This is a genomic window from Streptomyces sp. NPDC018000 (genome assembly GCF_044328025.1).
Lineage (GTDB): Bacteria > Actinomycetota > Actinomycetes > Streptomycetales > Streptomycetaceae > Streptomyces.
In genome coordinates, this window is sequence record NZ_JBIRGM010000039.1 from 1 (window position 1) to 22,141 (window position 22,141).

Sequence of the window (22,141 nt, forward strand, 5' to 3'; positions counted from 1 at the left end):
CGGCTCGGACCGGTGGACGACGCGACCGCCGTCACCGCCGCCCGGCTACGAGGAGTCGTCGAGCGGCTCATCACCGCGGGCCAATGGCGGGCCGGGGACCCGGACATCGTGATCGTCAGCGATGCCGGCTACGACGTCAAGCCGCCTCCCACGAGCTGCGGCGCCCGGTTCATCGAGGTCGACACAACTGCCACGAAACCGCGGAGGAGTTCGCCGACAAGCTGGAGAAGTACGCCCGGTTCTTCAAGCGGACGATGAAGGACACCGGCGGCAAGGAGCGCCCGATGCGGCGCACCCGCTGGACCGTCCCCCCGGGCCGGATCGGCGACGTGCCGCACCCGCCCGTGCTGCTGGTGTTCAGCCACATCGGCGACCGCAACCCCAACCGCACCGTCCCGCGCCTGATCGAACTCACCCGCCACCTGTGGCAGGGGAAGCGGCAGCGCGGATTGGTTTGGAGAGCTGAGGTGCCGGTCTGGCGTGGCGGCAGTGACGGTGGGTGGCGTGTTGCCAGCTGGGGTGCAGTGTGCCAGCGTGAGGCGGCATGAATAGTGATCACGAACGGGATGCGGCGCTGGTGCGGGCGGTGGAACTACGGGAACAGGGCCATGCTGAACGGGCCCGGGAACCGTTGGTGGAGCTGGCCGAGCGGTATCCGGAGGATGCCGAGATCGCCTACCAGACCGCCTGGGTGCACGACGTGCTCGGTTTGGAGGCCGAGGCTGTTCCGTTCTACGAGCGCGCCCTGAGCGGTGCAGGACTCACGGACAGGGACCGTCATGGGGCTTTCCTCGGGCTGGGAAGCACTCGCCGGGTGCTGGGACAGTACGAGTCGGCGGTGCAGACCCTGCGCCGCGCGTTGGAGGAGTTCCCGGACGATCCCGCCTTGCAGGCCTTCTTGGCTATGGCGCTGTACAACAGCGGTGAGGGTCGCCAGGCGGTTCGGCTGCTGCTGAGGACGCTGGCGGCCACCAGCAGCGACCGGCGGGTGGGGGACTATCGGCGGGCGATTGAGCACTACGCCGACGACCTGGACGCTGTTCAGCGGGAAGGGACGTAGTCGAACGAATGCGAGGATCGGATCCGGACGACGCGACCGCCGCCGACCTTCACGAGGCTTGGGCGACCGGTCGCGTCTTCGGGCCGCCAATCCGACGGGTCTTCCGGGACGTCATCACCGACCGTCTGACAGACCAGCATCCGCCGCAAGCCGCGATGTTGTTCGATCCCTCGGCCGACTCGTTCTGGAATGACAACAGGTCCTTCCGCGGCGACTTCTACAACGAGATTCTCCACCAGGACACCTGCCAGCCGCACACCGCCGACGGTGTCGCCTTGCTCGCTACCCTGGCCGTCGACGACCGAGTGCCACCGCAGCAGCGGCTCCAGGCGGTGAACATCCTGTTCAATGCCGCCACTGTCGGTGATCGCCACCTTGCCGGATGCTGGCCAGACCTCCCATCACACGCCGATTCCGCCGGTGAGGACCGGGCCCGAGAGGTCGTCCAGTCCTGCACTCCGGACCTGCTGGCCCGATGGGCAATCGAATGCCCAGCAGTCCGCCTGGCACTCGCTGGCCTCGCCGTGGTCTTCCCCACGGCCCGCACGCTGCCCGCCCTGACCCCACGGCTTCAAGGCTTTGCCGACCAGCACCCCCGGGGCACCGACATCGGCGATTACGTGAGATTCGTTCTGGTGCTGGCCGCCCGAAACGACAACCAGATCCTCACGGCAGTCGAGACATTCACAGACACCTACTGGCGGGGCACCGCCCGCGGAGCACCAACGCAAGCGCGAGCACTCCACCTACTCGGCCAAATGCTCACCAAGATCGGAATCAACCTCACCCGGTCGCGCCCGGGGGAATAACGTGACTGCAGGCCCGGGAAATAACGTGATCGTCCACAGACACGGCGACGAACCCGCAGCAGCCGGAGGCGCTGCACCGCTGACGGGCACGGCGTGAACGCCGTTGTGTCTGCGCCCAGTTGCCTTGTTACCGAATGCGGACAGACCCGGGTGAACGACGCTCGCCCCGGCGTCATCTCATGGGGTGCAGCGAAACAGCGGATGCGGCCGGTCGCCCTGCGGGAGCAGGAGGTGCCGTGTCCTGACAGACCATGAGGGAGCTTTCATTATGACTACGCACCGTGCCCGCTGTACCGCCCGTTCCGCCACCCTGGCCGCCGTCACCGCCGCGCTGGCGCTGGGCCTGACCGCCTGCGGCGGCGCCGACGACGGCTCGAAGGCGGCGGGCGGCGACCACGCCGCTGGTACCGCGCAGAGCCGGCCCGCGTCTAACGGGGACGGCAAGGGCGGTGCGGAGCAGGCCAACAGCGGTGGTGACACCAAGGAGGGGCTGCGCTCGGCGACCGCCCGGGGCGGAACGGACGAGGTCGCGAGCAAGGGCACAACGGCCGGTGCCCAGCAGTGCCGCGGAGGCGAGATGCTGGTCACCGCGGTGCACCGGTTCGCCGGTCAGCAGGGCGACCACCTGCTGGTCACCGCGTCGAACGAGGGCACCAAGCCATGCTGGGTCACCTCGTACCCGGCCGTGAAGCTCGGCGGGGACGTCGACGGCGCCGCACTGCCGCACTCGAAGAAGGACAACCCGGGCGGCGACAAGCGCATTACGCTCCGGCCCGGAGGCAAGGCATACAGCGCGGTGAACCTCTTCGGCTACGGCTCGAAGAACCACACGGCGCACTCGTTCGCCATCGCGCTGCGCGGCGCGGACGGTCACAACGGCCCCTTCTACTCCGTCGACACCAAGGGCCAGAAGCCGCAGTTCAGCTGGAACGAGGCCGACGTGCTGAACTGGAGCACCAAGAAGCCGTACGACTTCTGACGGCCCGTCGGTCAGTGACGCGTCACCGCCTTCCAGCGCGTCTATGGTCAGCAACTCGCAAGGCTCCCCGGCGACCAGCGACTCGGCGAGATCACCGGAGGCCACCCTTTGGACCCCGCTCGTCCTGCCCTGCCCGCCCACACGCTCAACTGGTCAATTACAAAGCTCAGTCACAATTACCCGTTCTCGGGCCCGAAGAACGAGGCCGGACCTTCGGCGAACCGTCAGGCCGCCGACGACTACCGGCGTCAGGAGGAGGAAGGCGCCGACTTCCTGGACCGGGAGAGGGGGGCTGGGCTAGCGCTGAGCGAGTACGCCGAAGCGGGGCGCCGGCAGACGAGGCCGATGACACCACCTGAACGAGCCTGCGTGTTCCATAACGGGTCGGGGCCGCATATGCCGCACAGTCTTTTGCGGCAGCCCTTGAGCCGCAGTTCCTGGGCGGTGCACAGGTCGGGCAGACGGGACCGGTGGATTTCGCCGGCCTTACGGGCATAGGGGCGTGAGAGTTCCAGTTGTTCCAGGCTCTTCTCCGGTGAGTTCAAACTCGGACAGTCCCAGCGGTGCAACCGGGTAGCGTGCCGCCCAATGGTGTAGGTGGCTCCCTCATCTCGCTGCCTCTTCCAACGTTCGACGCAGGAGCACTCACTGCTCCGCACGCACGGGACGCCCCCAAGGACGGCGACAAGTAGCCCCCTCTCGGCACGTGGCGGCCTTCGGGGCAGTTCCCCGTGCGTCTGGGGAGCCGGTCGGAGCAGGGGCGTGGGTCAGCGGTGCCGGAGTAGTTCGACGGCCTCGGCCACATGCTCCGCGCCGTAGCGGAAGTGATGGCACAGCGCCAAGTGGCGTGCGTACCGTTCCTCGGTGAGGGGGGCGGCCCGTACGGTGAGCAGGCGCAGGAGCAACCGGTAGCCGAGGTCGGGGTCGACCCGGGTGACGACGTCCTCCACTGCCGCCGTCGGTGCGTCACCGAGCGTGGAGGCCGCCTCCCGTACCTCCCGCAGCACCGCGTCCCGGTGGACCGTGTCGACCGGTGGCGTGGTGTGCCGATGGCCGGGAGCGACCTCGGCCAGGTGTGCGCGGCACGCTTCGGCGACCGTCCCGAGCCAGTCCCGGGGGCTGAGGCCGAGGCGTCCGGGGTCATGGACCCCGCCGGTGGCCCCGTGCCACAGCGTGGCGATCGTGTCGTCGGACAGCGGCGACTCCAGGAGGCGGTGGGAGTCCACGAGCATGAGCGCCGCCGCGGACCCGGGGGTCGCGGCCGCGTCTTCGGCCGCGACCGCCGCGCGCAGCCGGTCGCGGGCGGTGTGCTCCGTCCACTCCCAGGAGAACCACGACGTGAGCTCGGAGAGCCCGAAGTCGCCCTCCCCGTCCCGCCGGGTCGGGTCGATAGGCAGCCATGCCACGCGCAGGCCGTCGTAGACGAGGGGCCCGGGGTAGCCGAGTCGTTTGCCGAGGGCTGTCAGGCGGTCGTACCGCTCTTTCGCCACGAGGACGCGACGGGTCTTGAGAGCGCGCAGCAGAAGGCGCAGGCCGAGCCCCTCGTCGGTGTGGTCGACGATCGTGGTGAGGGCCGTCGGCAGCGCGGCGTCGGGTTCGTCGGTGACGCTCGCCGACTCCGCCGCCGCGTGCCCCAGGTCCGACGCCCTCACCTCCGCGATCACGTCGGCCCGTGACTCCGTCTCCCGTCCCGGTCCCGGGGCTCCCGTCCCGGGTGGTACGGGGTAGCGCGTGGCGAGTCGGCTCAGTCGATCGCGGGTGTCCGCCCCGGTGGCGGTCGGCCGGCGGTCGTCGCCGGTGACGGCCGTCCAGACCGTGTCCAGGATCTCGTCGGGCAGATCGGTCTCCAGCAGACGGGCCAGGTCCAGGCCCAGTTCCACTGCGCCCTCGCCGTCGCCGTCGGCCGCCACCTCCACCGCCAGCCGGAGCACACCGTCCTCGTCGAGTGGTTCGGGGGAGGCCGCGATCCCGCCCGCGAGCGCGCTCAGGCCGAAGTCGCCCTCGAACAGCTTGCCGTACTCTTCGCGCTGCCGTGCCATGGTCGGTGTCGCTCCTTGATCCGCCGGGTGAGGTCACAGAGGTGGGCCCATCCGTCGTGAGGACGGACGGCCCCACCACGGGCGTGCCGTCAGAAGGACAGCGGGGCTACTCCTCGGGCAGGGGGTACGCAGTGTGGCCAATGTACCCCTCGTGCTCCTTCTTGCCCGGCAGTCGTTGATGGCCTGCCAGAAGCGCTCGGCAGACCACCACCGGCCCACGTTGCCAGCCGCTCGGTCAGCAGGCGCGTACAGGCGTCTTCACCACATCCAATGCCCGCCGGTGCTCCATCCCTGAAAGCGCCGGGCGCGGCTGCCGTCCGCCGTTCCGTCATTGCAGAAGGTGCCGCCCTCGGCGACCAGGGCCAGGCCCGCCAGGGCGGGTGCCAGCCGGGCTGCGACATGGGCCGGGTAGCGGGCCGGTTCCTCGTTCAGGACTGCGATGACCCGCCGCTGCTCCTCCGGCGGGCACAGGGACAGGTGGAACACCATCTGGCGCCACGCGTACGCCGCGTCCTTGATGGTGCCCAACGGCCGCGGGTGGCGGTGCACACGGGCAGTCAGCCGGCACACGGTCACGAAGCAGCGGCGTGCCAGGTCGGCCCAGCCGGGCCGTGGGGCGATGCCCACCCGGTGGACCAGCGTGGCCAGGTTGTGTGTGGTCAGGATCTGCGCCTGCTCGATCACCGTGCCGTTCGCCGCGACAGACCACGACCGCGACGTTGTCCCGGCCCGCTCGGCGCACAGCCGCGCGAAACCGGGAGAGGCACGGGCGCCGTAGGAACGGGTCAGGGCTGCGCCGGTCTCGGCGATCGCCAGGTTGCGGATCGCCGCGTAGTCGATGCCGTAGTAACGCTCGTAGAGCGTGCCGCCGAGCAGTTCGCCCGCGACCCGCGCCGCCGTGAGGAACTTCGGGCTGAACGTGCCCATGAAGATGTCGGCGGCCAGCTCCTCCACGAACGGGGCGCCCAGGTCGCACTGGCGTTCAAGAACGCCGAACTCGCGGACCAACGGGTTGGGCAGGATCGTGCCCGGGAAGGCCTGTACGGCCAGCTCGCCCAGCTGCCGCAGCACGGCGAGCGCACCTTCGCCGTCCGGTCTGCCGAGCACTGCGGATCGCTGCCCCGACACCGCCCGTACCCAGGGCAGTTCCTCGACGCGCACCTGCCGTTCCAGGTTGAGCAGGAGCAATGAGCGGCGGTTGCGGAACGCCCGGTAGTTCGCGGCCATCACAGCTCGCAGTGTCTCATCGCCGTACGCCTGCGCGGTGGCGGCGGCGACCAACTGCGGCACCAGTTCGGCCAGGACCTCAGCGGACGGGACGACGCCCCGCTCCACGAGCATGCCGAGCGGTGCGCTCAGCGCGGACTCGACCACTTGGCGGATCGCGGCCGGTACGACGGCTCCGGCGGGCAGACCGGTCTCCCGGCTCTCTTCCTCGGTCACCGCGCTCAGGAACGGGGCGACGTCGGTGTTGCCCGTCTCCTGCGGGAGTACGGCGAGTCGGCGCAGCATCAGCTGGGCCAGGGCGTGGTGGGAGGGAAGCGCCGCCTGCTCGGCCTGGCGCCGGCGCAGGGCCATGTGCGCGGCCGAGCCGGGCAGACCACGCCGCCGCACCATGGACTCCACCGCGTGCCGCAGCAGACCGAGTCGGCGCATTTCCAGCGGTCGTCCGGCGACGATCTCCTCCAGCGCGCCGTGCAGAATGCCCAGGTTCTCCTTGGGGTTGCGGTGCTTGGTGCAGCGGGTGTGTTCCGCGGCGAGCAGCCGGTAGCGGCCGAGCAGGACCTCGCCGTGCGCCAGCCAGTCTGCATCCGGGGCGAGTTCGAGGACCTGTCCGTCCCGCGCCGTCCGCAGCCAGTGGACGAGCAGCTCGTCGCCGAACGGCTGCCAAACGGTGAGCGCCTCGCGCTGGGTCTCGACGGCCGAGTTGGGCCGCCGCCGTCTGAGGGTGGCGATGGCCTCGGAGACGGTGTGCTGGTGGACGGCCGCGGTGACGTCCGGAGCGGGCCCGTCCGCCGGGCGGGGCAGGAACCGCAGCCGGTCGGTGAACGGCTCCAGTTCCGCCACGAGGTCGAGCGCCGCGTCGGCCTCCCCGTGCCGGACCAGCCAGGCCATGGTGAGCAGCGCGGCCTCCTCGGGCACGCCGATCTCGTAGCGGCCACTGTCCAACCGGGCCCACAGCCAGGCGAGTCCTGGCTCGGTGAGGCAGTAGCCGAAGAGCGCGCGCCGCTCAGCGGGCACCCCGAAACTCTGCGCGGCCTCGGTCTCGTGGGCCTGGAGCGGGCCGCCCGCACCCGCGGTCCCGGTGGCGAAGCCGCCCCGCACCACGTCAAGAGTCACCCAGGGCGGAAGCCCATTCACGGGCGTGCGTGAACCGACCGACAGCCGGCCTGCGGCCATTTGCGCCAGGACCTCCCGCCACCGCTGCACGCGCTGAGTTGATTCTGATGTGAGCGGCGGTCCGCCCCGGGCACGCGGAGATGACCGATACGTATCACCGGGTGACCGAACCCGACCAACGGACACCGTACCCGTCAGCTGGAGTCGGGCAGGTCGCGCAGTTCGGGGAGGTTGAACAGGCGCTGCGCCTGGCGGTCGTTCTTCTCGCGCTGCGCGGTTCCCCAGGGCCAGCGCCACAGGGGTTCTTCGGGGTAGGGGCAGACGAGGTGGTGGGCTACACGGCAGAAGGCACCGGGGGTGGGCTCGGCATCCCATGTGTTCCACGCGATGCCGTCGGGGGTGATGAGCCATCGCCGGCGGGGCGGCAGGTGATGGGCGGGGACCGTGACGTCGCGTTCGAGAAGTACCCAGTGGCCGTCGTGAAGGGTGGGGTACCGGTCTTGCCGGAGTCCGCAGTCCGGGCATTCTGGCGGGGCAGGCGGTGCTGGTGCGGTGGCGCCTTCGTGGAGGGCTTGCAGCTCGTCGTCGGGGTGGTACGGCCAGGGTGTGGTGTTCTCGGTGTCCCCCATGGTTGAAAGGGTCCGGACGTGTCGTCAGGTGCGGTAGGGCGCGATCCGGCCGCTACACCAGGGGCCTGGGGTGCTGAGGTGACCGCACGAAGCCACACAGGCCACAAACGGACTCGGCCGCCGATCCAGCCCTTGGCTGGTTTAGGCAGGCATCAGCCCGCTGGTTTCGATGTCCACATCGAACGGCTCCGGCAGGCGCAGCACGGTGGGCGGCCGCGAGCTCGTCCGCTCGTTTCCGCTCGGCACTCCGTTCGGCCTCGCCTGGTCCGAGGCCGAGCGGACGGAGAACCTCCAAGGCGCTTGAGCTGCGGTCTGTGCGTCAGAGCTTGGGAACGAAGCCCGTCCGGGCCGGGGTGTCTGACACGTTCCCCCTGGTCAAATTGCGTTGGCGAGGCATTTGCCCGCTGACAGGATGGCTCGGTGAACATGGCGCACAACCAGAACGTCCCTGTCGTACGTCCTGTCACCGAGGTCGACATCCCCACCTCGGTCGACACCCTTGCCCGAGCCTTTGCCAACTACCCCTTCACCCGGCACGTGATCGCCGCGGACGGCCACGAGGAGCGGATCCGACGCTTCCAGGGAATCTGCCTCACCCGCATCGGCATGGTGTACGGCCGCGTGTGGGTCGCCGATGAGGGCCGCGCTGTCGCTGTGTGGGCAACTCCCGACCCGGATCCGTCGCCCGCCTTCGCCGAGATCGGCCCGGTGATCGGCGAGCTCACCGGCGACCGGCAGGCCGCCTACGAATCCGCAGAGCAAAGTCCCGCGGGGACACCGCCACCCCGGCGACCCACCGTGTCACTGCACGCGCCCGCCACTCCCTACAGGCCGACGCCGCCGCCGGGAACATCGCCGCGGCCGTGGCGGGCACCTCGTCGAGTTCGGCGAGCGCCTCGGCCAGGTCCTTGCGGGCCCGGGCCAGCTCGTCGGGGATCCGACCGGCGCGCTCGTCCTCCGGGGAGAACACCGCCGAGCAGGCCAGCAGCGCGAGCAGGGCGTTCGCCGCACGGGCCGCCGCCGCGACGACCGGACCGCACCTCTGCGCATCCAGCCCCTTGAGCGCGTGCGGAACCTGGCCCGTCTGCCAGTGCAGCGCCCCGAGGACGCCCGGCCCGTCGGCCCCGGAGGCCCTGATCACCTGCTGGCGTGCCAGCGTCATCTCCTGCGCCCCCCGCGCCCCGGGCGAGCATGTGCCCCCTTCGGGCGCATCTTGGTGGCCGGTGGAGTGTTTTCCGGCAGCGGCAGAGTTCGTGCGGAGCGTGCCGCCCGCTGCGTGCCCCGGGCTACGACCTCGGGTCGTCGACCTTGGGCTTGTCTCCTGTGTGGGAGACGAAGATGACCAGGAGCTTGGCCCGTTTGGTCCGGCTGGTGTTCTCGGTGAGAACGTGGTGGGCGCCCGGCTGCTCGACCCAGTTCTCGCCCTGGTGGTAGGTGGTCACGGGCTTGCCGTCAAGCTTGCTGCGCACGGTGCCTTCGAGGACGTAGGCGTAGACGAACGCCTGGCCGTGCCGGTGCGGCATTGCGTGTGCGTTGGGCGGGAAGTCGACGACCGCCGAGGTGAACGTCCTGCCCTTCACGTTCGGAAGGCCTGCTGGAGCAGCGGTTTGAGGGTTTCGGAGGGGTGTGTCGATGCTGCGGCCGCGGTCGGCCCCTTGACGTGGGCGGGCTGGTCCGAGGTCGAGCAGGCCGTGGCCGCAGTCAGCGTGGCGACGGCCAGCAGACCACCGGCGATCCGCATTCCGATCACGATCGGTCTCCTGTTCGGTCTTCCGTGACGCGGATGATCGTCTTGCCCGGGGTGCGCGTGCCGGGGGCGAACGCGGAGGGTGCTTCGGCGAGCGGCCGCACAGTACCGACGACTGGCTTGAGCCGGCCGTCCCTTACCCGCTGGGCGAGGTCGGTGAGCCGGACGCGGTCGGGTTCGACGACGAAGAAGACCGCCCGCCCGCCCTTGGGCTGGACCTTGGGCGGCATGGCGATGGTGACGAGCGTGCCGCCGGCCCGGACCAGGGCGGCCGAGCGGTCGAGGATGTCGCCGCCGATCACGTCGAACACGACGTCGGCCTCGCCGGCGTCCTCCAGCTTCTCGGCCTGCAGGTCCAGGAAGGTGTCGACGCCCAGGGCGAGTGCCCTGTCCCGGTCGGCGGAGCGGCCGGTGCCGATGACGCGGGCGCCGGCCTCGCGGGCGAGTTGTACCGCGATCGAGCCGACGCCGCCCGCGGCGCCGTGGATCAGGACGGTCTGGCCTGTGCTGAGGCGGCCGTGGTCGAACAGGCCCTGCCAGGCGGTCAGCCCGGAGATCGGCAATGCGGCGGCCAAGGCATGGTCGATGTCCGCCGGCAGCGGAGCGAGGTTGCGGGCCTCCACCGCGGCGTACTCGGCGAGCGAGCCGTTGCGGGTCCAGTCAGCCAGGCCGAACACCCGCTGGCCGACGCTCAGGCCGGTGGTGCCGTACCCCAGCTCTACGACGACACCGGACAGCTCGTGCCCGGGCACGCTCGGGGTCCGGTCGCGGCCTGCGCGATCGGCCCACGTGCCCGGCCAGTCCAGCTCGCCGGGAGTGAAGCCCGCCGCGTGCACCCGCACGATGACGTCGTTCTCGGCCGCATGGGGGTAGGGCATGTCCGTCAGGGACAGCCCGGCAAGACCGGCGTCACGGTCTCGAACAGCGATGGCTTGCATACAGGTCCTTACTGGGAGGGGCGACTCAGGCGCGCAGCCTGTTCACACAAAGGGCTCATAGTGGGCTCGTCATCGGGAAGATGCAGCAAGCGGATGTATGCCGTTCCGCATGAGCTGTCACACCCGGAGGGGCTGCCTCGTCTCCCTGATGAGAAAGCAAAACGTGCCGGAGATGAGCTACCTGGGGGACTACGTGGAGAAGAACGCGGACCGCGCCTCCGGCCGCGAAGAGGAGAAGATGACCGACGCCATCGACGAAGGCCTGGCAGCCGTCGCGTACACCCTTCTGGAAGTCGCCACCGCTATCCGGGAAACACCGAGGCCCGGTCGTAGGACAGCCCCGCGACATCAATCGCCACCGCCGAACCCGGCGTCGAAGCCCCGCAGCACCGGGTCGAGTTCGGCCGCCACGCCGCACAGGGCCCAGCACGGGCGCTTCCCGCCGCCCGCCGCTGTGCCGGGATGGTGCGCGGGCGGCGAGCTCACCGTATGCGGCACGAGGGCGAAGACTGGTGAGATCGCCCTGTTTGCCGGCATGCGACGACGCCGCAGCGCTGCGCGGCCAACAGCCTGCCCCGGGTCAGCCTCCGTTCAGTGCGGGGTGTGGCAGTTCGGGTCGGTGCAGCCGTCGGCCAGCGCCAGGGTCCGGTCCTCGGGCGGCACGTCCAGCCACTCCGCGCGTATGGCCTGGAGCCGGTCGACGTCCGAGGAGAGGTCCGGCACCTTGGCCCGCAGCTCATCGGCCCATTGCTGGGTGAGTGCGTGGCCGTTGACGTACAGCTCGCCGTCACGGCCTCCGACCGCGAACAACACCCCGCCGCGCTGGGCAGGGATGACCATCGCGCCCACCGGTTCGGAGACCTTGCCCTGGCGTACCAGCGCAGCGGTGGCGGCCTGGGCGGCGGCCAGGGCCTTCTTGTCCAGCGGCGGCATCGGATCGGGCGCGGCGGGCGGCGGCAGGGGGATCACGCTGTCTTCCGGCGCTCCGTCCAGGCCGCGACCGGCGAGCTGGTTGTTCTCGTAGAAGGTGACCATCCCGGCCAGCAGCGGCATCTGTGTTCGTAGCCGTTCGGCCACTGACGGAGTAAGGCGCTCGCCGTTGGCCAGCACCTGCCCGCTCTTGCCGACCGCGACCGAGAGCACCTTGCCGTCCGGGGTGAAGTGGTACTTCGTCTCCGCGCCGCTGGCCATCAGCCCGGTGTCCACTGCCCGGTCCCAGGCACGCCAAATTCGCTCCACCTCGTCCTGCGGAAACGGAGGGGGCGCCATCGGCCCTGCACCGGGTTGGCGGCGTGCGTCACGCTGAGCGCGCTTCTTCTTGATCCGCCCCATTGGCGGCCTCCCTCGCTCATCAGCCCCCGGCGGTCAACGAGCACCCCGCAGCCGCGGACACGACCGCGCCACCCGAACGGCTCCTGCCGGATGCGCACAGCCCGGGTGCGGATTCCCCGGTTCAGCCTCTGACTTGGGGGCAGCCCTCATCGGTTGGTGAGGGTCTTCGGCTTGTGCCACCGCACCCCGCCAAGGCGTCAACCACGGTGCTGAGCCGCCGCTCGTTTCAGTGATCTCTGGCCTGATGGCCGCCAGGGCAATCAAGGGCGTCGCCAGACTCGCAACCGTGCCCAACCCGAACAGCGATCACCCTCCCGAGGACGCCCTCGACGGGGCAGCCCCGACGACGGCCGGCACCGGGCGGGTCCGGTTCCCGCTCGTACGGTGGGTGCTCGCCCCGCGCACGACCTGGCAGGCACGGCACCTGGCCGCCGACTACGGCGAAGGCATGGACGCCCGGACCGCGTGGGTGATGGTGCGGCTGGCCCGACACCCGGACGAGCACGGCTACGCCATGGCCGACCTGGACGACGAACACCGCGCCGCAGACTGAGCAGAGTTCAGGCGCCGGCCTCCGCTTGCCCGATCCCGTCCTCAAGTGCCGCCTCGCCGGCCCCCGAGGCTGCGGTCATGACTGCAACCGAGAACACCCAGACCAGCCCCGTCCCCGTCGCCACTGCTCCGGCGGCCGCGCCGCGTCCGGCGCGCACCACCAGGCCGACGTCGACGTCACGACGGCCGGGCGCGAAGAAGGCGGCCCCGGCCGGTACTCCGGCGGGCATCGACTCGCGGTTCGAGAGTGGACCGCCCGCGTGGCCTGAGCCCGGCCTCCGGGCCCGCCGACGCTAGAAGGTGTCCTCCTCCCCGTCGAGTTCCGCCAGCACTCTGCGCTCGACAGCCTCGACCTCATACCGTGCGTCGGGGTCGCCGCCGCGGGCCCGGACCGCGCCGCGGACCAGGGCGAGGTAGAAGAGCGCGGGCGCGCAGGGGGTCCATGACTCCTCGGGCTCGTCGCGGATGAACCTGAGGACCGACTCGGGGCCGGCGTCGACGAAGGCGTGGCCCTCGTGCTCCCACTTGTCGGCCACGCCCCGGCTCCAGCGCACCCGCAGATCCTCTTCGGACAGGTCGGTGAGGACCGCGCGGAAGAAGCCGGCCCACTGGTTGTTGCGCACGTCGAAGCCGAAGCCGAGGAGTTCGAGGTCGACCTCGTCCGAGTCCAGCACGGCCAGTTCCTCGCGCAGTGCCCGGCGGGCGGCGGCGTGCAGGCTGACCCGCCCGTCGGGAGAGAGGTCGTGGTTGCTGGCGAGTCCCTCGTTGGCGGAGGAGTTCCACTTGGATGTGTTGGGACCGGCCACCCGTGAACTGCGGCGGGAGAACAGCATCTTGCCGTCCTTGCCGGTCTCGACGGCGACGTTGACGCCGAAGCTGCAGAACATGAACGACGGCACCTCCAGAAGGTCCTTGCCCTCCAGGTACTGCTGACGCAAAGTCAGGCCGTTCTTCTGCCCGCGGTCCAGATAGATCGACGTGGCGAGGAAGTCGTAGTAGTCGGCGTCGCACAAGGTGAGCGTGGCGACCGGGACCTCGGCCGTGTGGGTACGAGAGACGACCAGGCGCCGCACCGCGAAGCGCGGGTTGTTCCAGCGGTACGGCTCGCCGGCCGCCTCTTTGCGGGCCTCCTCCGCCTCGATCTCGCGCCGCCACTCGGCCACCTCGTCGGGCAGTTCCACGCGCTCGGGCACGTACCTCACCCGCATGTTCTCCTCGGCGATCGGACTGGTCCCGTCTCCTTCGAAGACATGACAGTCGGTCTGGCGCCCGATCACGGTGAACCTGTCCATGAGGGTCATCAACCCGCCCTTCCCGAGGCCCTGTTCAGCAATCACGTGACACGCGTCACGCGGATCGGGACTACGGGGTTGTCTGCCGATGTCGAGATCAGACGGGACGCGCTCCGGTCGACCGGTCTGGTCGGCTCGGTCGCCAGATCGTGGCGGCGGACGGGCGCCGGGTGTGGGCGTGGCGCTGGGCCGTGGCGTCGGGGGGCGCGCCCGGTGATCGGGACGTGCGCCACGACGTCCTGCCGGTGCCGGCCGACCGGGTGGCCCTGCTGGCGTTGCGGGACCGCTGCTTCCTGCTCACCGCCGCCAGTTCGCTGGTCCTGCACGAACTGCACGGCAAGCTCTACGGTGACCGGCCCCTGGTGCGCGGTGGCCGGGAGTTCCACAGCGCGCCGGGCGTGCGCTACTGCGCCGCCGCGGCCCTTGCCGAGGACGCCGACCACGGATTCGTGGCGGTGGCCGAGGCGGGCGCCGACCGGGACGCCGTCACCGTATGGCGCATGTCCGCGCCGGGGCACGGGGACCCGGACATCGTCCGCGTGGCGCGGTTCGACTCCCCGGCGCGGCAGATCGCCCTCGGCAGGCGGGGTGCCGTGCCGCTGCTCGCGCTGCACGAGGGCGGACGGGTCCGGGTGCGCAGCCTCACCGACGACACGGTCGACGCGGTGCTGCGGCTGGCCGCGCCGCGCAGCGGACTGGCGTTCGACCCCGCTGGCACCGGGCGGCTGGCCGTCGGGGACGGCGACGAGGTCCGGGTGGTCGACACCGCGGCGCTGACCGGAGCCGGTTCGCCCCCGCGGCCGGTGAGCGGCGAGGCATGGCCCCGGATCGCCGTGGCGACGGCGTCCTCGGGGTCGGTGCTGCTGGCGCGGGCGACCGGCGAGCGGGTGCTGCTTGGTGTGCACACCCCTTTGCGCGGCCAGGCGGGTCCGGGGGTCGCGTTCTCCCTGGGGAAACGGGTCACGGCGGTGTCCGCGCTGTGGCACGACGGCGCGTGGCTCGTGGCCGCTGCGGCCGGGCGCCGCGTCCGGGTGTGGCGGCTGGCCGAGGACCTCACGGAGCGGATCGAGGACGACCCGGTCGAACTGGACGGCGACGTCAACGAGGTGGTCCCCGGACTCGCACTCGTACAGGCTCCCGAGGGCGGGTGCCTGCTGTTCGTCCCGGACGGGCGGCGAGTGGTCCCGTACGGCCGACAGGGCGACGCGTGGACCGCGCAGCCCGCAATCGAGGCCGCGCAGGTGAAGGTGTGCGACGTGGCCGCGCAGACGGCGGACGGACAGACCTGGGTCGTGGCGGACTGTGGCGACGCGCTGACACTGTGGCAGAGCACCGCGAGCGGCTTCCGCCGCGTGGAACAGCGGGCCGCCGCCCCCGACCGGCGCGTGGGCGTCGTTCTGACCACCCGCCTCGACGGCGGCGCGCGGGTGCCCCTGGTGGCCTGGACCGAGGCGGGCACCGTGCGGCTGGCCGAGCACGACGACGGCGAATGGTCGGCCGGCCGGTACTCCACCCCGCACGGCCCGCCCACCGCGCTGGCCTTCGCGGGTACTGCCCGACAGCCGCTGCTGCTGGCGTTCGGCGGGACCGGGACCGTCACCGTGCGGGACATAGCCGGGAACGCCCGGCTCGACGAACTGGCGATCCCGTACCGCGGCACGGAGGTGCAGGCAGCGAACGCGCCCTCAACCTCCAGGAACTCCGGATCTTCGGCACTGGTGACAGAAAGGCTGCCAAATGAGCACGTGTGACAAGTCGAATGCCTCATCGGTGAGAACCAGGCGGCCGCAACCGGTCCTGTCCGCCAGCTCATCCAGCTTCGCTGGTGACAACTTCTGAGCTTCGGCTCAGGACCTGCAGAGTGGTCCAGGGCTCGCACCGTGTGCCGGGCGTGGATGTCTGAGAAGCCCTCCGCTTTCCGATCAACGGGCTTGTCTGGTCGAACAGGGTTCCTGATCGGGTGATCGCGGTGCGGTCTGCGCATGAAGGCAGGGCCTCTTGGTAGCTCGGGGTTGTTGAAGCCAACGAGCAGTTCCAGGAGGCCCTGTTGTCGCAGTCTTGCGTGTTCGCGTCCGCGGAGTCCAACTCGGGTTCTCCGTCGTGTGACTGTCTCGCGCACAGGTTCGGCAACGCGGCGGATTCCCCGGGCCGCGTCCCGTGCTACGCGTCTGACATGACGGAGGCGGAATGGCAGGTCGTCCGGACCTTGCTGCCTGTGCCGGCCTGGTTGGAGGGCCGGGGCGGCCGCCCGGAGGGCTACTGCCATCGGCAGATACTCGACGCCATCCGCGTTCGAACACCCCCCGGTCCACCCGCAGATGCAGGTCCTCGTAGTCGAACGTCAGCGGATCCATGGCGAGAAGATGGCCCGGCTTCCGCGTCACAGCGCGACCACCCCCACCACGGTCGCCGTCGCCACGACCAGAACACCCACGACGTTGACGGCCATGTCCCACTTCCAGGAACGGCGTTCGGCCTCGACGTCCAGGACGAAGACCGCCGGGTCGTCGGGGGCGTAGTGGATCGTGACGTCCAGGCCCCGCGATCCGGCGGGGTCCGGTAGTCCGGACTCGCAGTAGGCCGTGACGGTCCTGCCGTCGTGGGTGGTGAAGGTGACGACCGGTACCAGGTGGGTGGAGGTGTGTCCGTCATTGGAGTCGACGGTGACGCTCTTGAGCACGGCGACGACACGGCCGGGTACGGCGGCCATGGCGGCCAGCGCGTCGATACGGCGGTTCCTGTCGCGGACGTTCCCGGGCAGGTGGTACACGCCGGAGAGGGCCCAGGGTCCGCAGAAGCCGAGCAGAGCCCACGGCCAGCCCCAGTCGATCGCGGCGACGGCGACCAGACCGGCGTAGACGAGGAAGACCGCGAAGGTCGGCCAGCCGAGTCCGCGCCCGCCTTCGGAGAGGTGGTTGGCGAACCGGAAGGCGTGGGGTCTTCCGCGCGGGTAGTGGACGCCGATCTCCCGGCCCGTCCAGGCCGCGCTGATCCTCTCGCCGCGCTCACCGTCGTTGGTGACGGTGAACTCCTGCCCGGTGGTCGGGTCTTGGAAGGAGACGACCACGGCTATCCCGTCGTTGGGGGAGCTTCCGTGCCGGGGCTCATCCACCCGCTCGATCCGCCCCTTCGCCCGGACCGTCCGCTGCGCCCGGGTCATCCCGGCCAGCGACCTCCCGTATCCGACCAGCGCCACCGCGCCGAACACGCCACACCACAGCACCAGATATCCGTGCCAGCCCATCCGTCTTTCCTCCTGCCGCTTCGGGGACGGCCACCGATCACACCCCTTGCCGTCCGGAACAGTGCGGTCCCAGGGCACCTCACCGTGAGGGCGCGCGCCGCACCACTTTGCCCTGTCGGTTCGCCTCCAGTGACGCCGTGCCTTCGGGCCCGGTCACGAGGACCCTGATGATGAGGGAGCCGGTGAGACAGTCGGCGGTGATCTGCCAGGTCCGTGGGGAGTGGACGCCGAGGGTGGTCGTGGCCTCCTCGACCAGGGCGGGGAAACGGTCGTAGGGCAGCACACGGGGGTCGAGCCCCGGAGTCTGCGTCTCGCCGGGCGAGAACACGACCGACAGCAGGCGCTCCTGCACGACGACGGTGAGCGCCTGGCGTGTGTCCCCACCCTTGGTGAGCGAGCCGAGGGCCCGGTCCAGCTCGCCCTTGTCGAGAAACGACTGGCCCGGGCCCAGGGCGACCGTTCCGGACGCCGACGACACAACCGTGGTCGACGACGTGGAGGAACCGGACGGCCGCGCGGCCGAAGACGGCTTCGCGGTGTCGTCCCGGTCAAAGAGGTCCGCGCGGAAAAGCAGGACCACGGCGGCCGCGCCGAGCAGCAGGCCGAGGAGCACGACGAAGCCGAAGGCACAGCCCTCCGGGGGCGCGGCCGCTCTGGCCGTCCCAGGCACCGAATCGAGGCGGGTCGAGGCCGCCCGGTCCTCCCACTCCGGCGTCGGCCGCTTGACGATGCGCACCCGCCATGGCTGGTCCGGCGGGTACTGGACCACCACGACACCGCGCGGCCGGTAGTCGGGCAGGTCCACGAGGTTGATGTCCTGCGTGATTTCTACCCGGTACGCCGGCCCGTCGTCCGGTACGACGGTGAGCTCGAACCGCACCGGTACGTCGCTCGACTCACCCCCGACGGCCTCCAGACTCTCGATCATCGCAAGCGCCGTGCGGTGCACGACCGCCGCCTCCCGGGCACGCCTCGGCATACCGGCGAGGAACAACAGCAGCCCGTAGACCGCGGGCAGAACCAACCCCGTGACGAACAGCGGTGCGTTCTCGGTGATCCCGCCCACGACGAGCGCGGTGAGCGACGTCCCGACCACGCCACCGGTCAGGAAACCCCGGGCGAGCGCGACGGGCGTGTTGTGCGTGGGCGGAGGCGCACCCGTGGTGATCGTCATACGGGCGATTGTGCCGGGCTCAGGTGACGGCCGGTAGCGGGGCGAAGGCAAAGACCGCGATGCGCTACGCGGACTCCGCCCGGGCGCCGATTGGTCCAAGCAACTGCTCGCGTGGGAGACGGTCCAGGAGAAGCTGGGCTCCTACCTGGTGGAGGTCGGCCTCGCCGAGGAGGGTGAGACGGCAGAGTTCGACGCGAAGTTCTTCCGCCGGCAGCTGGGGGACAAGCTGCGGGACGCAGCCGCAGCGGCGGACGCCGCCGTTACCCGAGTTCCGGCGCCACGACGCTGCAGCTGGTGGTGCGGACACCGCCGGCCTGGGCGGACGCCGGACAGCGGATGTCCCTGGCCCTGTGGGAGGGGCGCGGGAACAGCGCCCCCGGGCACCACCCACACCCGCACCCGCATCCCGACCGGCGTTTCCGGCTCGACCTGCACCGGCATCTCTGGGACTTCAGACGGAGCGGCGAACTGGCGCGGCGGTGCGGTGCAGGCGAGGCACCGTCCATGGCACCGCCCGACCGGCCCCGCACACCCGGACGGCCAGACCTGCCAGATTGGCCCGATCGGCCCATCGTCCACGATTCCCCGTGGGCAGTTGCAGGTTGGGCCGCCGAGGCGGAGTTGCTTTTGCGGGCCGAGGGGCGCCTTCGCGGGGCCTTTGCCGTGCGGCTCGGTGCGCGGTGCCGCGCCGTGCTCGAACTCGTCGCCCCCGACGACAGCCATGCCCCGACGTTCCGGCCGCTGCGGGAGGGGCTGCCGCCGCAGAAAAGTGCAGCGCTTCCGGTGCTACCGGAGGCGGCGGCCCGGGTCCTTCCGGATCTGGAGCTGCTGCGGGCCGGGCTGGTCGCGGCCGAGCGGCTGCATCCACTCGTCGCCGCAGCGCTGGCGGCGTCCGGCTCAGTGGCGGCGCCTGGCTCGGCACCGGTGACCGGCCCCGTCCCTGAGTCCGGCGATCCGCACCGGGTGGACTGCCGCGGCGAGGTCCACCGGATCGCGCTGCGGGACGGGGTGCTGACGGCGATCGATCACGGCCCGGCCCAACTGCGCCGGGAGGACTTGCTGGTGGCGCTCGGCGGGCCGGGGTTGCCCTGCCTGCGGGCGATCGACGCGGTGCACCGCAACCCGGAGGCACTGCCCGCGGTCCGGGAGCGACTCAACCACGGTGACGTCGCCGGGGCGCTGGCCGTGGTCGAGGGGATGCTCGGTCCTGGTGCCGTCCTGCGTGACGGGCCGCTCCGGGAGGAACTGGAGTCGGCTGCGACCCGCCGTGTCGACCACGGGCTCTTTCGCTCGGGGCTGGTCGCCGTGCACCCCGGTGCCGGTGCGGTAGGGGGCGCGAACGCCCCGGGCGCGGGGCACGCGGAGGCGGGCCACCGTCCCCGGCCAGACCGTCATACACCTTCCGCAATGCGCCGCAAGTGGAGCAGCCGGGCCCGCCCCCGCACCGGCCTGGCCTGCTGACCGGCCGCCCCCACCGAAGCCCTTTTCCCGCACTGCGCATTCCGCGCCGCACGCCCACGACATCCGGGACGGGCTGCCCGTCCCTTACCCCACCCCAGGTGATGCCCATGACCTCCAGCACCCTCCTGACCGACCTGGTACCGGCTGCTGGCAAGCCCACACCCACCCCCGCCGACGCATCCGGAATCGGCACCCAACTCACTCTCGCCGACGACCTCCTGACCCTCCTGCGAACGACCACCACCGAGCCGCGCTCCGACGAGCAGCTCGAAGCCCTCACCCTGGCCGTGGCGGCCGACCTTCCTGTGCTGCTATGGGGCGAGCCGGGCATCGGCAAAACCGCGGCCCTGACACAGCTCGCCACCTCCCTGAACCTGCCGCTGACGACTGTGATCGCCAGCGTCCACGAGCCGTCCGACTTCTCAGGGCTGCCCATCGTGGGCGACGACCCGGCGGTGCAGGGGGTGCCGATGGTGCCGCCGCACCGGCCCCGACACCCTGTTCGACCCCGACGCAGCCACCCGGACCCTGGAGCAGAGCGGATGGCGTGTCACCGGCCCCTGGACGAGGACGCCACCGACGGACGACGCCCCGTTCACCGTGACGGTCAAAAAGGCCGCCGCATAGCCGGGACACGAGCAGGGGATCCTTGACCCAGGCGTTCAACAAACCCCAAGGGGGAGCAGGACGTTGTCGTGGAGAGATGCGGTACAGCCGGCCCTGCGAATGCTGCTCCAGCCGGAGACCCGGCTCGACCCGCACCTGGAGATGCTTCGCCTGGGCGCGGAGCACGAAAACATCGAGGCCGACGGCATCGTGGTGACCCTGGCCTTGGGCGGCGCGCTGGTGACCGGCACTCTGGTCTCCACCGACACCTGGGAACGCCTGCACCTTCGCCGGCTCGGCGACCACGACGACACTCTGCGCCGAGTCGTACGCCACGCGGTCGGGCACCTGGACGAGGCCGCCGAGAAACGCCGACGCCCCCGCGAGATCGACAACCGCTTCCTTCACCTGCAGGACGTGACCTACCGCTCCGGACGCACCACCCACACCCTGCCGACCTGGCGCGGCCCGATCTCCGCGGTCAGCGGCTGGACCCTCGGCGAACCCGACGAGGACTGATCCGCAGCCACGGCACCGCTGTGCCCCACGGGCATTCCAGGAGGCCGGCGCCGGCCCCGGGGAGGGGCGCCCCAATCTTCCCGTACGGGCGGCGCCGCGTCGGAGCGGAGCGGGGGGGTGCCCCTATCTCTTTCGTCAAGCGTCGGTCGCCGTGATTGGCACAAAACGGTGTTCCGTGGACCACCACACGGGGCCGGGAGGCGGCCGGCGATGTCGTCGTCTGCGGGAGGTATGCGACGTCAGGAAAACCACTTGATCCGCTGGCTTATGGTTCCCGCATGACGACTACGCTCCGCCTGGAAACGGTTACTGCCGCCAACTTCGATGTCGCGATCGGCCTGGAGGTTCGCCCTGACCAGGAGCACCTGGTGGCACCGGTGGTGAAGTCCCTTGCCGAGGCATACGTTTACCCCGGCATAGCTTGGCCCCGCCTCATCTTCGACGGCGACCGGGCTGTCGGCTTCCTCATGGCCTTCCTCGACATCGACTTCGCGGGCGATGGCAGGGGCGCCGACATCCGCTCGGGACTGTGGCGGCTTAACATCGCGGCCGGCGAACAGGGACGCGGATACGGCCGCTTCGCGGTCGAGTCCGTGGCCGCCGAGATCCGCCGCCGTGGCGGCACCCGCCTGTCCACCACCTGGCACCCGGGCGAGGACGGCCCCGAGGGTTTCTACCTGGGGCTGGGGTTCCGGCCGACGGGGGAGATGAGCGGGGGGCAGAAGGTTGGGGAGTTGGAATTGGGCAAGGCGGATCCGCCGGACGGCGCGGTCCACCTGACGGATGCGGAAGGTTCTTCCTTGTAGAGGTCGGCTTGCCTCGCGCCCCAGGTCAGGCTGCCTCTGCGGGGCGTGATTCGTAGAAGGTGCCGTCGCGGAGCATGGCGAACAGGACGTCGATGCGGCGTCGGGCGAGGCAGAGGAGCGCGGCGGTGTACGAGATGCCGTCGCGGGCGGCGAGTTCGCGGGCGGCGCGCTTGGCGTGCTTGTCGGTGGTCACGGTCTCTCCCGAGTCCGGCGACGGCGGGGCAATCCCACGCATCCCCGCCGCGGGCTCGTGGCCACAGACAGATGGGTGCAATCGCGTGAGGCGGTGCCCCTTGTCCTCGCCACCGCTCCCGGCGTGGGCGGGAAGCGGCTCGGAGTCGGGCCGACGCGAGACGGCCAACTTCCACTGTAGGAGTCGCCACGGAAAACGCGCCGCCGACACACAGCTTCCGAGCAGATTCGCCCGACGCGTGTGCCTCACGTCTGCTCGTTCCAGCTTCCGGCCGCTGCTCAGGCCACTAGTAGGGCTTTGTTAGGTGCGATGGTGGGGTTCGGGGTTTGGTACGGGTTGGCCGCATATGGAGCAGGCGCCGGTCCAGGTGGCCAGGAGGGCCTGGAGTTCGCGTAGGACCGCGTAGAGGGTCAGGCCGGCG

General features: G+C 70.8%; 24 protein-coding genes and 2 pseudogenes. 11 read left to right on the top strand and 15 right to left on the bottom strand.

The genetic code is table 11. The annotated features are described in order from the left end of the window. The 3 genes from ACH4EW_RS31535 to ACH4EW_RS31545 form a co-directional block, all read left to right on the top strand. A partial coding sequence (locus tag ACH4EW_RS31535; protein ID WP_398262882.1) for a hypothetical protein occupies positions 1–258 on the top strand: 258 nt, incomplete at its 5' end. Next, the gene (locus ACH4EW_RS31540; protein ID WP_398262839.1) at positions 255–548 is read left to right on the top strand and encodes a hypothetical protein; all 294 of its coding nucleotides are present in this window, start codon (positions 255–257) and stop codon (positions 546–548) included. The genes ACH4EW_RS31535 and ACH4EW_RS31540, both read left to right, overlap by 4 nt. After that, a complete protein-coding gene (locus ACH4EW_RS31545) occupies positions 545–1,060 on the top strand; it encodes a tetratricopeptide repeat protein (protein ID WP_398262841.1) in 516 nt (171 codons plus the stop codon). Before ACH4EW_RS31540 ends, ACH4EW_RS31545 begins: the two co-directional genes overlap by 4 nt. Here the strand turns inward: ACH4EW_RS31545 and ACH4EW_RS31550 are convergent. Continuing rightward, a complete protein-coding gene (locus tag ACH4EW_RS31550; protein WP_398262843.1) occupies positions 1,042–1,434 on the bottom strand; it encodes a hypothetical protein in 393 nt (130 codons plus the stop codon). The two genes, ACH4EW_RS31545 and ACH4EW_RS31550, sit on opposite strands and share 19 nt — an antisense overlap. Before the next feature lie 703 nt (positions 1,435–2,137). On the opposite strand from ACH4EW_RS31550, the gene ACH4EW_RS31555 reads away from it, so the two are divergent. Then, a complete protein-coding gene (locus tag ACH4EW_RS31555) occupies positions 2,138–2,848 on the top strand; it encodes a DUF4232 domain-containing protein (RefSeq protein ID WP_398262845.1) in 711 nt (236 codons plus the stop codon). A gap of 767 nt (positions 2,849–3,615) precedes the next feature. Here the strand turns inward: ACH4EW_RS31555 and ACH4EW_RS31560 are convergent. From ACH4EW_RS31560 to ACH4EW_RS31570, 3 genes are all read right to left on the bottom strand, one after another. Next, positions 3,616–4,887 carry a hypothetical protein gene (locus tag ACH4EW_RS31560; RefSeq protein ID WP_398262847.1) on the bottom strand — a complete coding sequence of 424 codons (1,272 nt, stop codon included), beginning with the start codon at positions 4,885–4,887 and terminating at the stop codon, positions 3,616–3,618. A 258-nt stretch (positions 4,888–5,145) separates the two neighbouring features. Beyond that, a complete protein-coding gene (locus tag ACH4EW_RS31565; RefSeq protein ID WP_398262880.1) occupies positions 5,146–7,287 on the bottom strand; it encodes a hypothetical protein in 2,142 nt (713 codons plus the stop codon). A 134-nt stretch (positions 7,288–7,421) separates the two neighbouring features. Next, positions 7,422–7,856 carry a DUF6083 domain-containing protein gene (locus ACH4EW_RS31570; protein ID WP_398262849.1) on the bottom strand — a complete coding sequence of 145 codons (435 nt, stop codon included), beginning with the start codon at positions 7,854–7,856 and terminating at the stop codon, positions 7,422–7,424. A gap of 169 nt (positions 7,857–8,025) precedes the next feature. Between ACH4EW_RS31570 and ACH4EW_RS31575 the strand changes: the two genes are divergently transcribed. Beyond that, positions 8,026–8,160, top strand: a complete 135-nt coding sequence (locus tag ACH4EW_RS31575; protein ID WP_398262851.1) for a hypothetical protein — start codon at positions 8,026–8,028, stop codon at positions 8,158–8,160. Positions 8,161–8,577: 417 nt separating this feature from the next. On the opposite strand, the gene ACH4EW_RS31580 is transcribed toward ACH4EW_RS31575, so the two are convergent. From ACH4EW_RS31580 to ACH4EW_RS31605, 6 genes are all read right to left on the bottom strand, one after another. Further along, positions 8,578–9,018 carry a hypothetical protein gene (locus ACH4EW_RS31580; protein WP_398262853.1) on the bottom strand — a complete coding sequence of 147 codons (441 nt, stop codon included), beginning with the start codon at positions 9,016–9,018 and terminating at the stop codon, positions 8,578–8,580. 124 nt (positions 9,019–9,142) lie between these two features. After that, the gene (locus tag ACH4EW_RS31585) at positions 9,143–9,436 is read right to left on the bottom strand and encodes a cupin domain-containing protein (protein WP_398262855.1); all 294 of its coding nucleotides are present in this window, start codon (positions 9,434–9,436) and stop codon (positions 9,143–9,145) included. Continuing rightward, positions 9,433–9,606 carry a hypothetical protein gene (locus tag ACH4EW_RS31590; RefSeq protein WP_398262857.1) on the bottom strand — a complete coding sequence of 58 codons (174 nt, stop codon included), beginning with the start codon at positions 9,604–9,606 and terminating at the stop codon, positions 9,433–9,435. The genes ACH4EW_RS31585 and ACH4EW_RS31590 overlap by 4 nt, the downstream gene beginning before the upstream one ends. After that, positions 9,603–10,541 (bottom strand): NADP-dependent oxidoreductase, encoded by a 939-nt coding sequence (locus ACH4EW_RS31595; RefSeq protein WP_398262859.1) that lies wholly within the window; start codon positions 10,539–10,541, stop codon positions 9,603–9,605. Before ACH4EW_RS31595 ends, ACH4EW_RS31590 begins: the two co-directional genes overlap by 4 nt. 348 nt (positions 10,542–10,889) lie before the next feature. Continuing rightward, entirely contained in the window at positions 10,890–11,078 is a 189-nt protein-coding gene (locus ACH4EW_RS31600) for a hypothetical protein (RefSeq protein ID WP_398262861.1), read from the bottom strand. A 54-nt stretch (positions 11,079–11,132) separates the two neighbouring features. Then, the gene (locus ACH4EW_RS31605) at positions 11,133–11,873 is read right to left on the bottom strand and encodes a hypothetical protein (RefSeq protein ID WP_398262863.1); all 741 of its coding nucleotides are present in this window, start codon (positions 11,871–11,873) and stop codon (positions 11,133–11,135) included. Positions 11,874–12,117: 244 nt separating this feature from the next. On the opposite strand from ACH4EW_RS31605, the gene ACH4EW_RS31610 reads away from it, so the two are divergent. Next, positions 12,118–12,426, top strand: a complete 309-nt coding sequence (locus ACH4EW_RS31610; RefSeq protein ID WP_398262865.1) for a hypothetical protein — start codon at positions 12,118–12,120, stop codon at positions 12,424–12,426. A gap of 7 nt (positions 12,427–12,433) precedes the next feature. Here the strand turns inward: ACH4EW_RS31610 and ACH4EW_RS31615 are convergent, their stop codons facing one another. Both ACH4EW_RS31615 and ACH4EW_RS31620 read right to left on the bottom strand, forming a co-directional pair. Next, positions 12,434–12,655, bottom strand: coding sequence for a hypothetical protein (locus ACH4EW_RS31615; protein ID WP_398262867.1), 222 nt, complete (start codon positions 12,653–12,655; stop codon positions 12,434–12,436). Between the two features lie 63 nt (positions 12,656–12,718). After that, entirely contained in the window at positions 12,719–13,726 is a 1,008-nt protein-coding gene (locus tag ACH4EW_RS31620) for a translation initiation factor 2 (protein WP_398262869.1), read from the bottom strand. Positions 13,727–13,941: 215 nt separating this feature from the next. Here ACH4EW_RS31620 and ACH4EW_RS31625 point away from each other — a divergent pair, with 215 nt between their 5' ends. Then, complete coding sequence (locus tag ACH4EW_RS31625; RefSeq protein WP_398262871.1) at positions 13,942–15,468, top strand: hypothetical protein; 1,527 nt, start codon at positions 13,942–13,944, stop codon at positions 15,466–15,468. Positions 15,469–16,097: 629 nt separating this feature from the next. On the opposite strand, the gene ACH4EW_RS31630 is transcribed toward ACH4EW_RS31625, so the two are convergent. Both ACH4EW_RS31630 and ACH4EW_RS31635 read right to left on the bottom strand, forming a co-directional pair. Next, positions 16,098–16,961 (bottom strand): DUF3592 domain-containing protein, encoded by an 864-nt coding sequence (locus tag ACH4EW_RS31630; protein WP_398262873.1) that lies wholly within the window; start codon positions 16,959–16,961, stop codon positions 16,098–16,100. Between the two features lie 79 nt (positions 16,962–17,040). Next, positions 17,041–18,135 carry a hypothetical protein gene (locus ACH4EW_RS31635; RefSeq protein ID WP_398262875.1) on the bottom strand — a complete coding sequence of 365 codons (1,095 nt, stop codon included), beginning with the start codon at positions 18,133–18,135 and terminating at the stop codon, positions 17,041–17,043. Between the two features lie 231 nt (positions 18,136–18,366). On the opposite strand from ACH4EW_RS31635, the pseudogene ACH4EW_RS31640 reads away from it, so the two are divergent. The 4 genes and pseudogenes from ACH4EW_RS31640 to ACH4EW_RS31655 form a co-directional block, all read left to right on the top strand. Further along, positions 18,367–19,596, top strand: a pseudogene (locus tag ACH4EW_RS31640) (hypothetical protein); the annotation flags it as partial. Between the two features lie 107 nt (positions 19,597–19,703). Further along, positions 19,704–20,078: pseudogene (locus ACH4EW_RS31645) on the top strand (AAA family ATPase); the annotation flags it as partial. 208 nt (positions 20,079–20,286) lie between these two features. After that, entirely contained in the window at positions 20,287–20,721 is a 435-nt protein-coding gene (locus ACH4EW_RS31650) for a hypothetical protein (RefSeq protein ID WP_398262876.1), read from the top strand. A 278-nt stretch (positions 20,722–20,999) separates the two neighbouring features. Beyond that, complete coding sequence (locus tag ACH4EW_RS31655) at positions 21,000–21,527, top strand: GNAT family N-acetyltransferase (protein ID WP_398262878.1); 528 nt, start codon at positions 21,000–21,002, stop codon at positions 21,525–21,527. Between the two features lie 25 nt (positions 21,528–21,552). Here the strand turns inward: ACH4EW_RS31655 and ACH4EW_RS31660 are convergent, their stop codons facing one another. Next, on the bottom strand, positions 21,553–21,720 hold the full coding sequence (locus ACH4EW_RS31660; protein WP_398262884.1) for a hypothetical protein: 168 nt from the start codon (positions 21,718–21,720) through the stop codon (positions 21,553–21,555). Between the last annotated feature and the right edge of the window lie 421 nt (positions 21,721–22,141).

Bases quoted from the DNA above. Each gene is read 5' to 3' on its own strand.
- ACH4EW_RS31540 (WP_398262839.1), top strand. From the start codon at position 255: ATGAAGGACACCGGCGGCAAGGAGCGCCCGATGCGGCGCACCCGCTGG.
- ACH4EW_RS31545 (WP_398262841.1), top strand. From the start codon at position 545: ATGAATAGTGATCACGAACGGGATGCGGCGCTGGTGCGGGCGGTGGAA.
- ACH4EW_RS31555 (WP_398262845.1), top strand. From the start codon at position 2,138: ATGACTACGCACCGTGCCCGCTGTACCGCCCGTTCCGCCACCCTGGCC.
- ACH4EW_RS31560 (WP_398262847.1), bottom strand. From the start codon at position 4,887: ATGGCACGGCAGCGCGAAGAGTACGGCAAGCTGTTCGAGGGCGACTTC.
- ACH4EW_RS31565 (WP_398262880.1), bottom strand. From the start codon at position 7,287: ATGGCCGCAGGCCGGCTGTCGGTCGGTTCACGCACGCCCGTGAATGGG.
- ACH4EW_RS31570 (WP_398262849.1), bottom strand. From the start codon at position 7,856: ATGGGGGACACCGAGAACACCACACCCTGGCCGTACCACCCCGACGAC.
- ACH4EW_RS31575 (WP_398262851.1), top strand. From the start codon at position 8,026: ATGTCCACATCGAACGGCTCCGGCAGGCGCAGCACGGTGGGCGGCCGC.
- ACH4EW_RS31580 (WP_398262853.1), bottom strand. From the start codon at position 9,018: ATGACGCTGGCACGCCAGCAGGTGATCAGGGCCTCCGGGGCCGACGGG.
- ACH4EW_RS31595 (WP_398262859.1), bottom strand. From the start codon at position 10,541: ATGCAAGCCATCGCTGTTCGAGACCGTGACGCCGGTCTTGCCGGGCTG.
- ACH4EW_RS31600 (WP_398262861.1), bottom strand. From the start codon at position 11,078: ATGCCGGCAAACAGGGCGATCTCACCAGTCTTCGCCCTCGTGCCGCAT.
- ACH4EW_RS31605 (WP_398262863.1), bottom strand. From the start codon at position 11,873: ATGGGGCGGATCAAGAAGAAGCGCGCTCAGCGTGACGCACGCCGCCAA.
- ACH4EW_RS31610 (WP_398262865.1), top strand. From the start codon at position 12,118: ATGGCCGCCAGGGCAATCAAGGGCGTCGCCAGACTCGCAACCGTGCCC.
- ACH4EW_RS31615 (WP_398262867.1), bottom strand. From the start codon at position 12,655: ATGCCCGCCGGAGTACCGGCCGGGGCCGCCTTCTTCGCGCCCGGCCGT.
- ACH4EW_RS31620 (WP_398262869.1), bottom strand. From the start codon at position 13,726: ATGACCCTCATGGACAGGTTCACCGTGATCGGGCGCCAGACCGACTGT.
- ACH4EW_RS31630 (WP_398262873.1), bottom strand. From the start codon at position 16,961: ATGGGCTGGCACGGATATCTGGTGCTGTGGTGTGGCGTGTTCGGCGCG.
- ACH4EW_RS31635 (WP_398262875.1), bottom strand. From the start codon at position 18,135: ATGACGATCACCACGGGTGCGCCTCCGCCCACGCACAACACGCCCGTC.
- ACH4EW_RS31655 (WP_398262878.1), top strand. From the start codon at position 21,000: ATGACGACTACGCTCCGCCTGGAAACGGTTACTGCCGCCAACTTCGAT.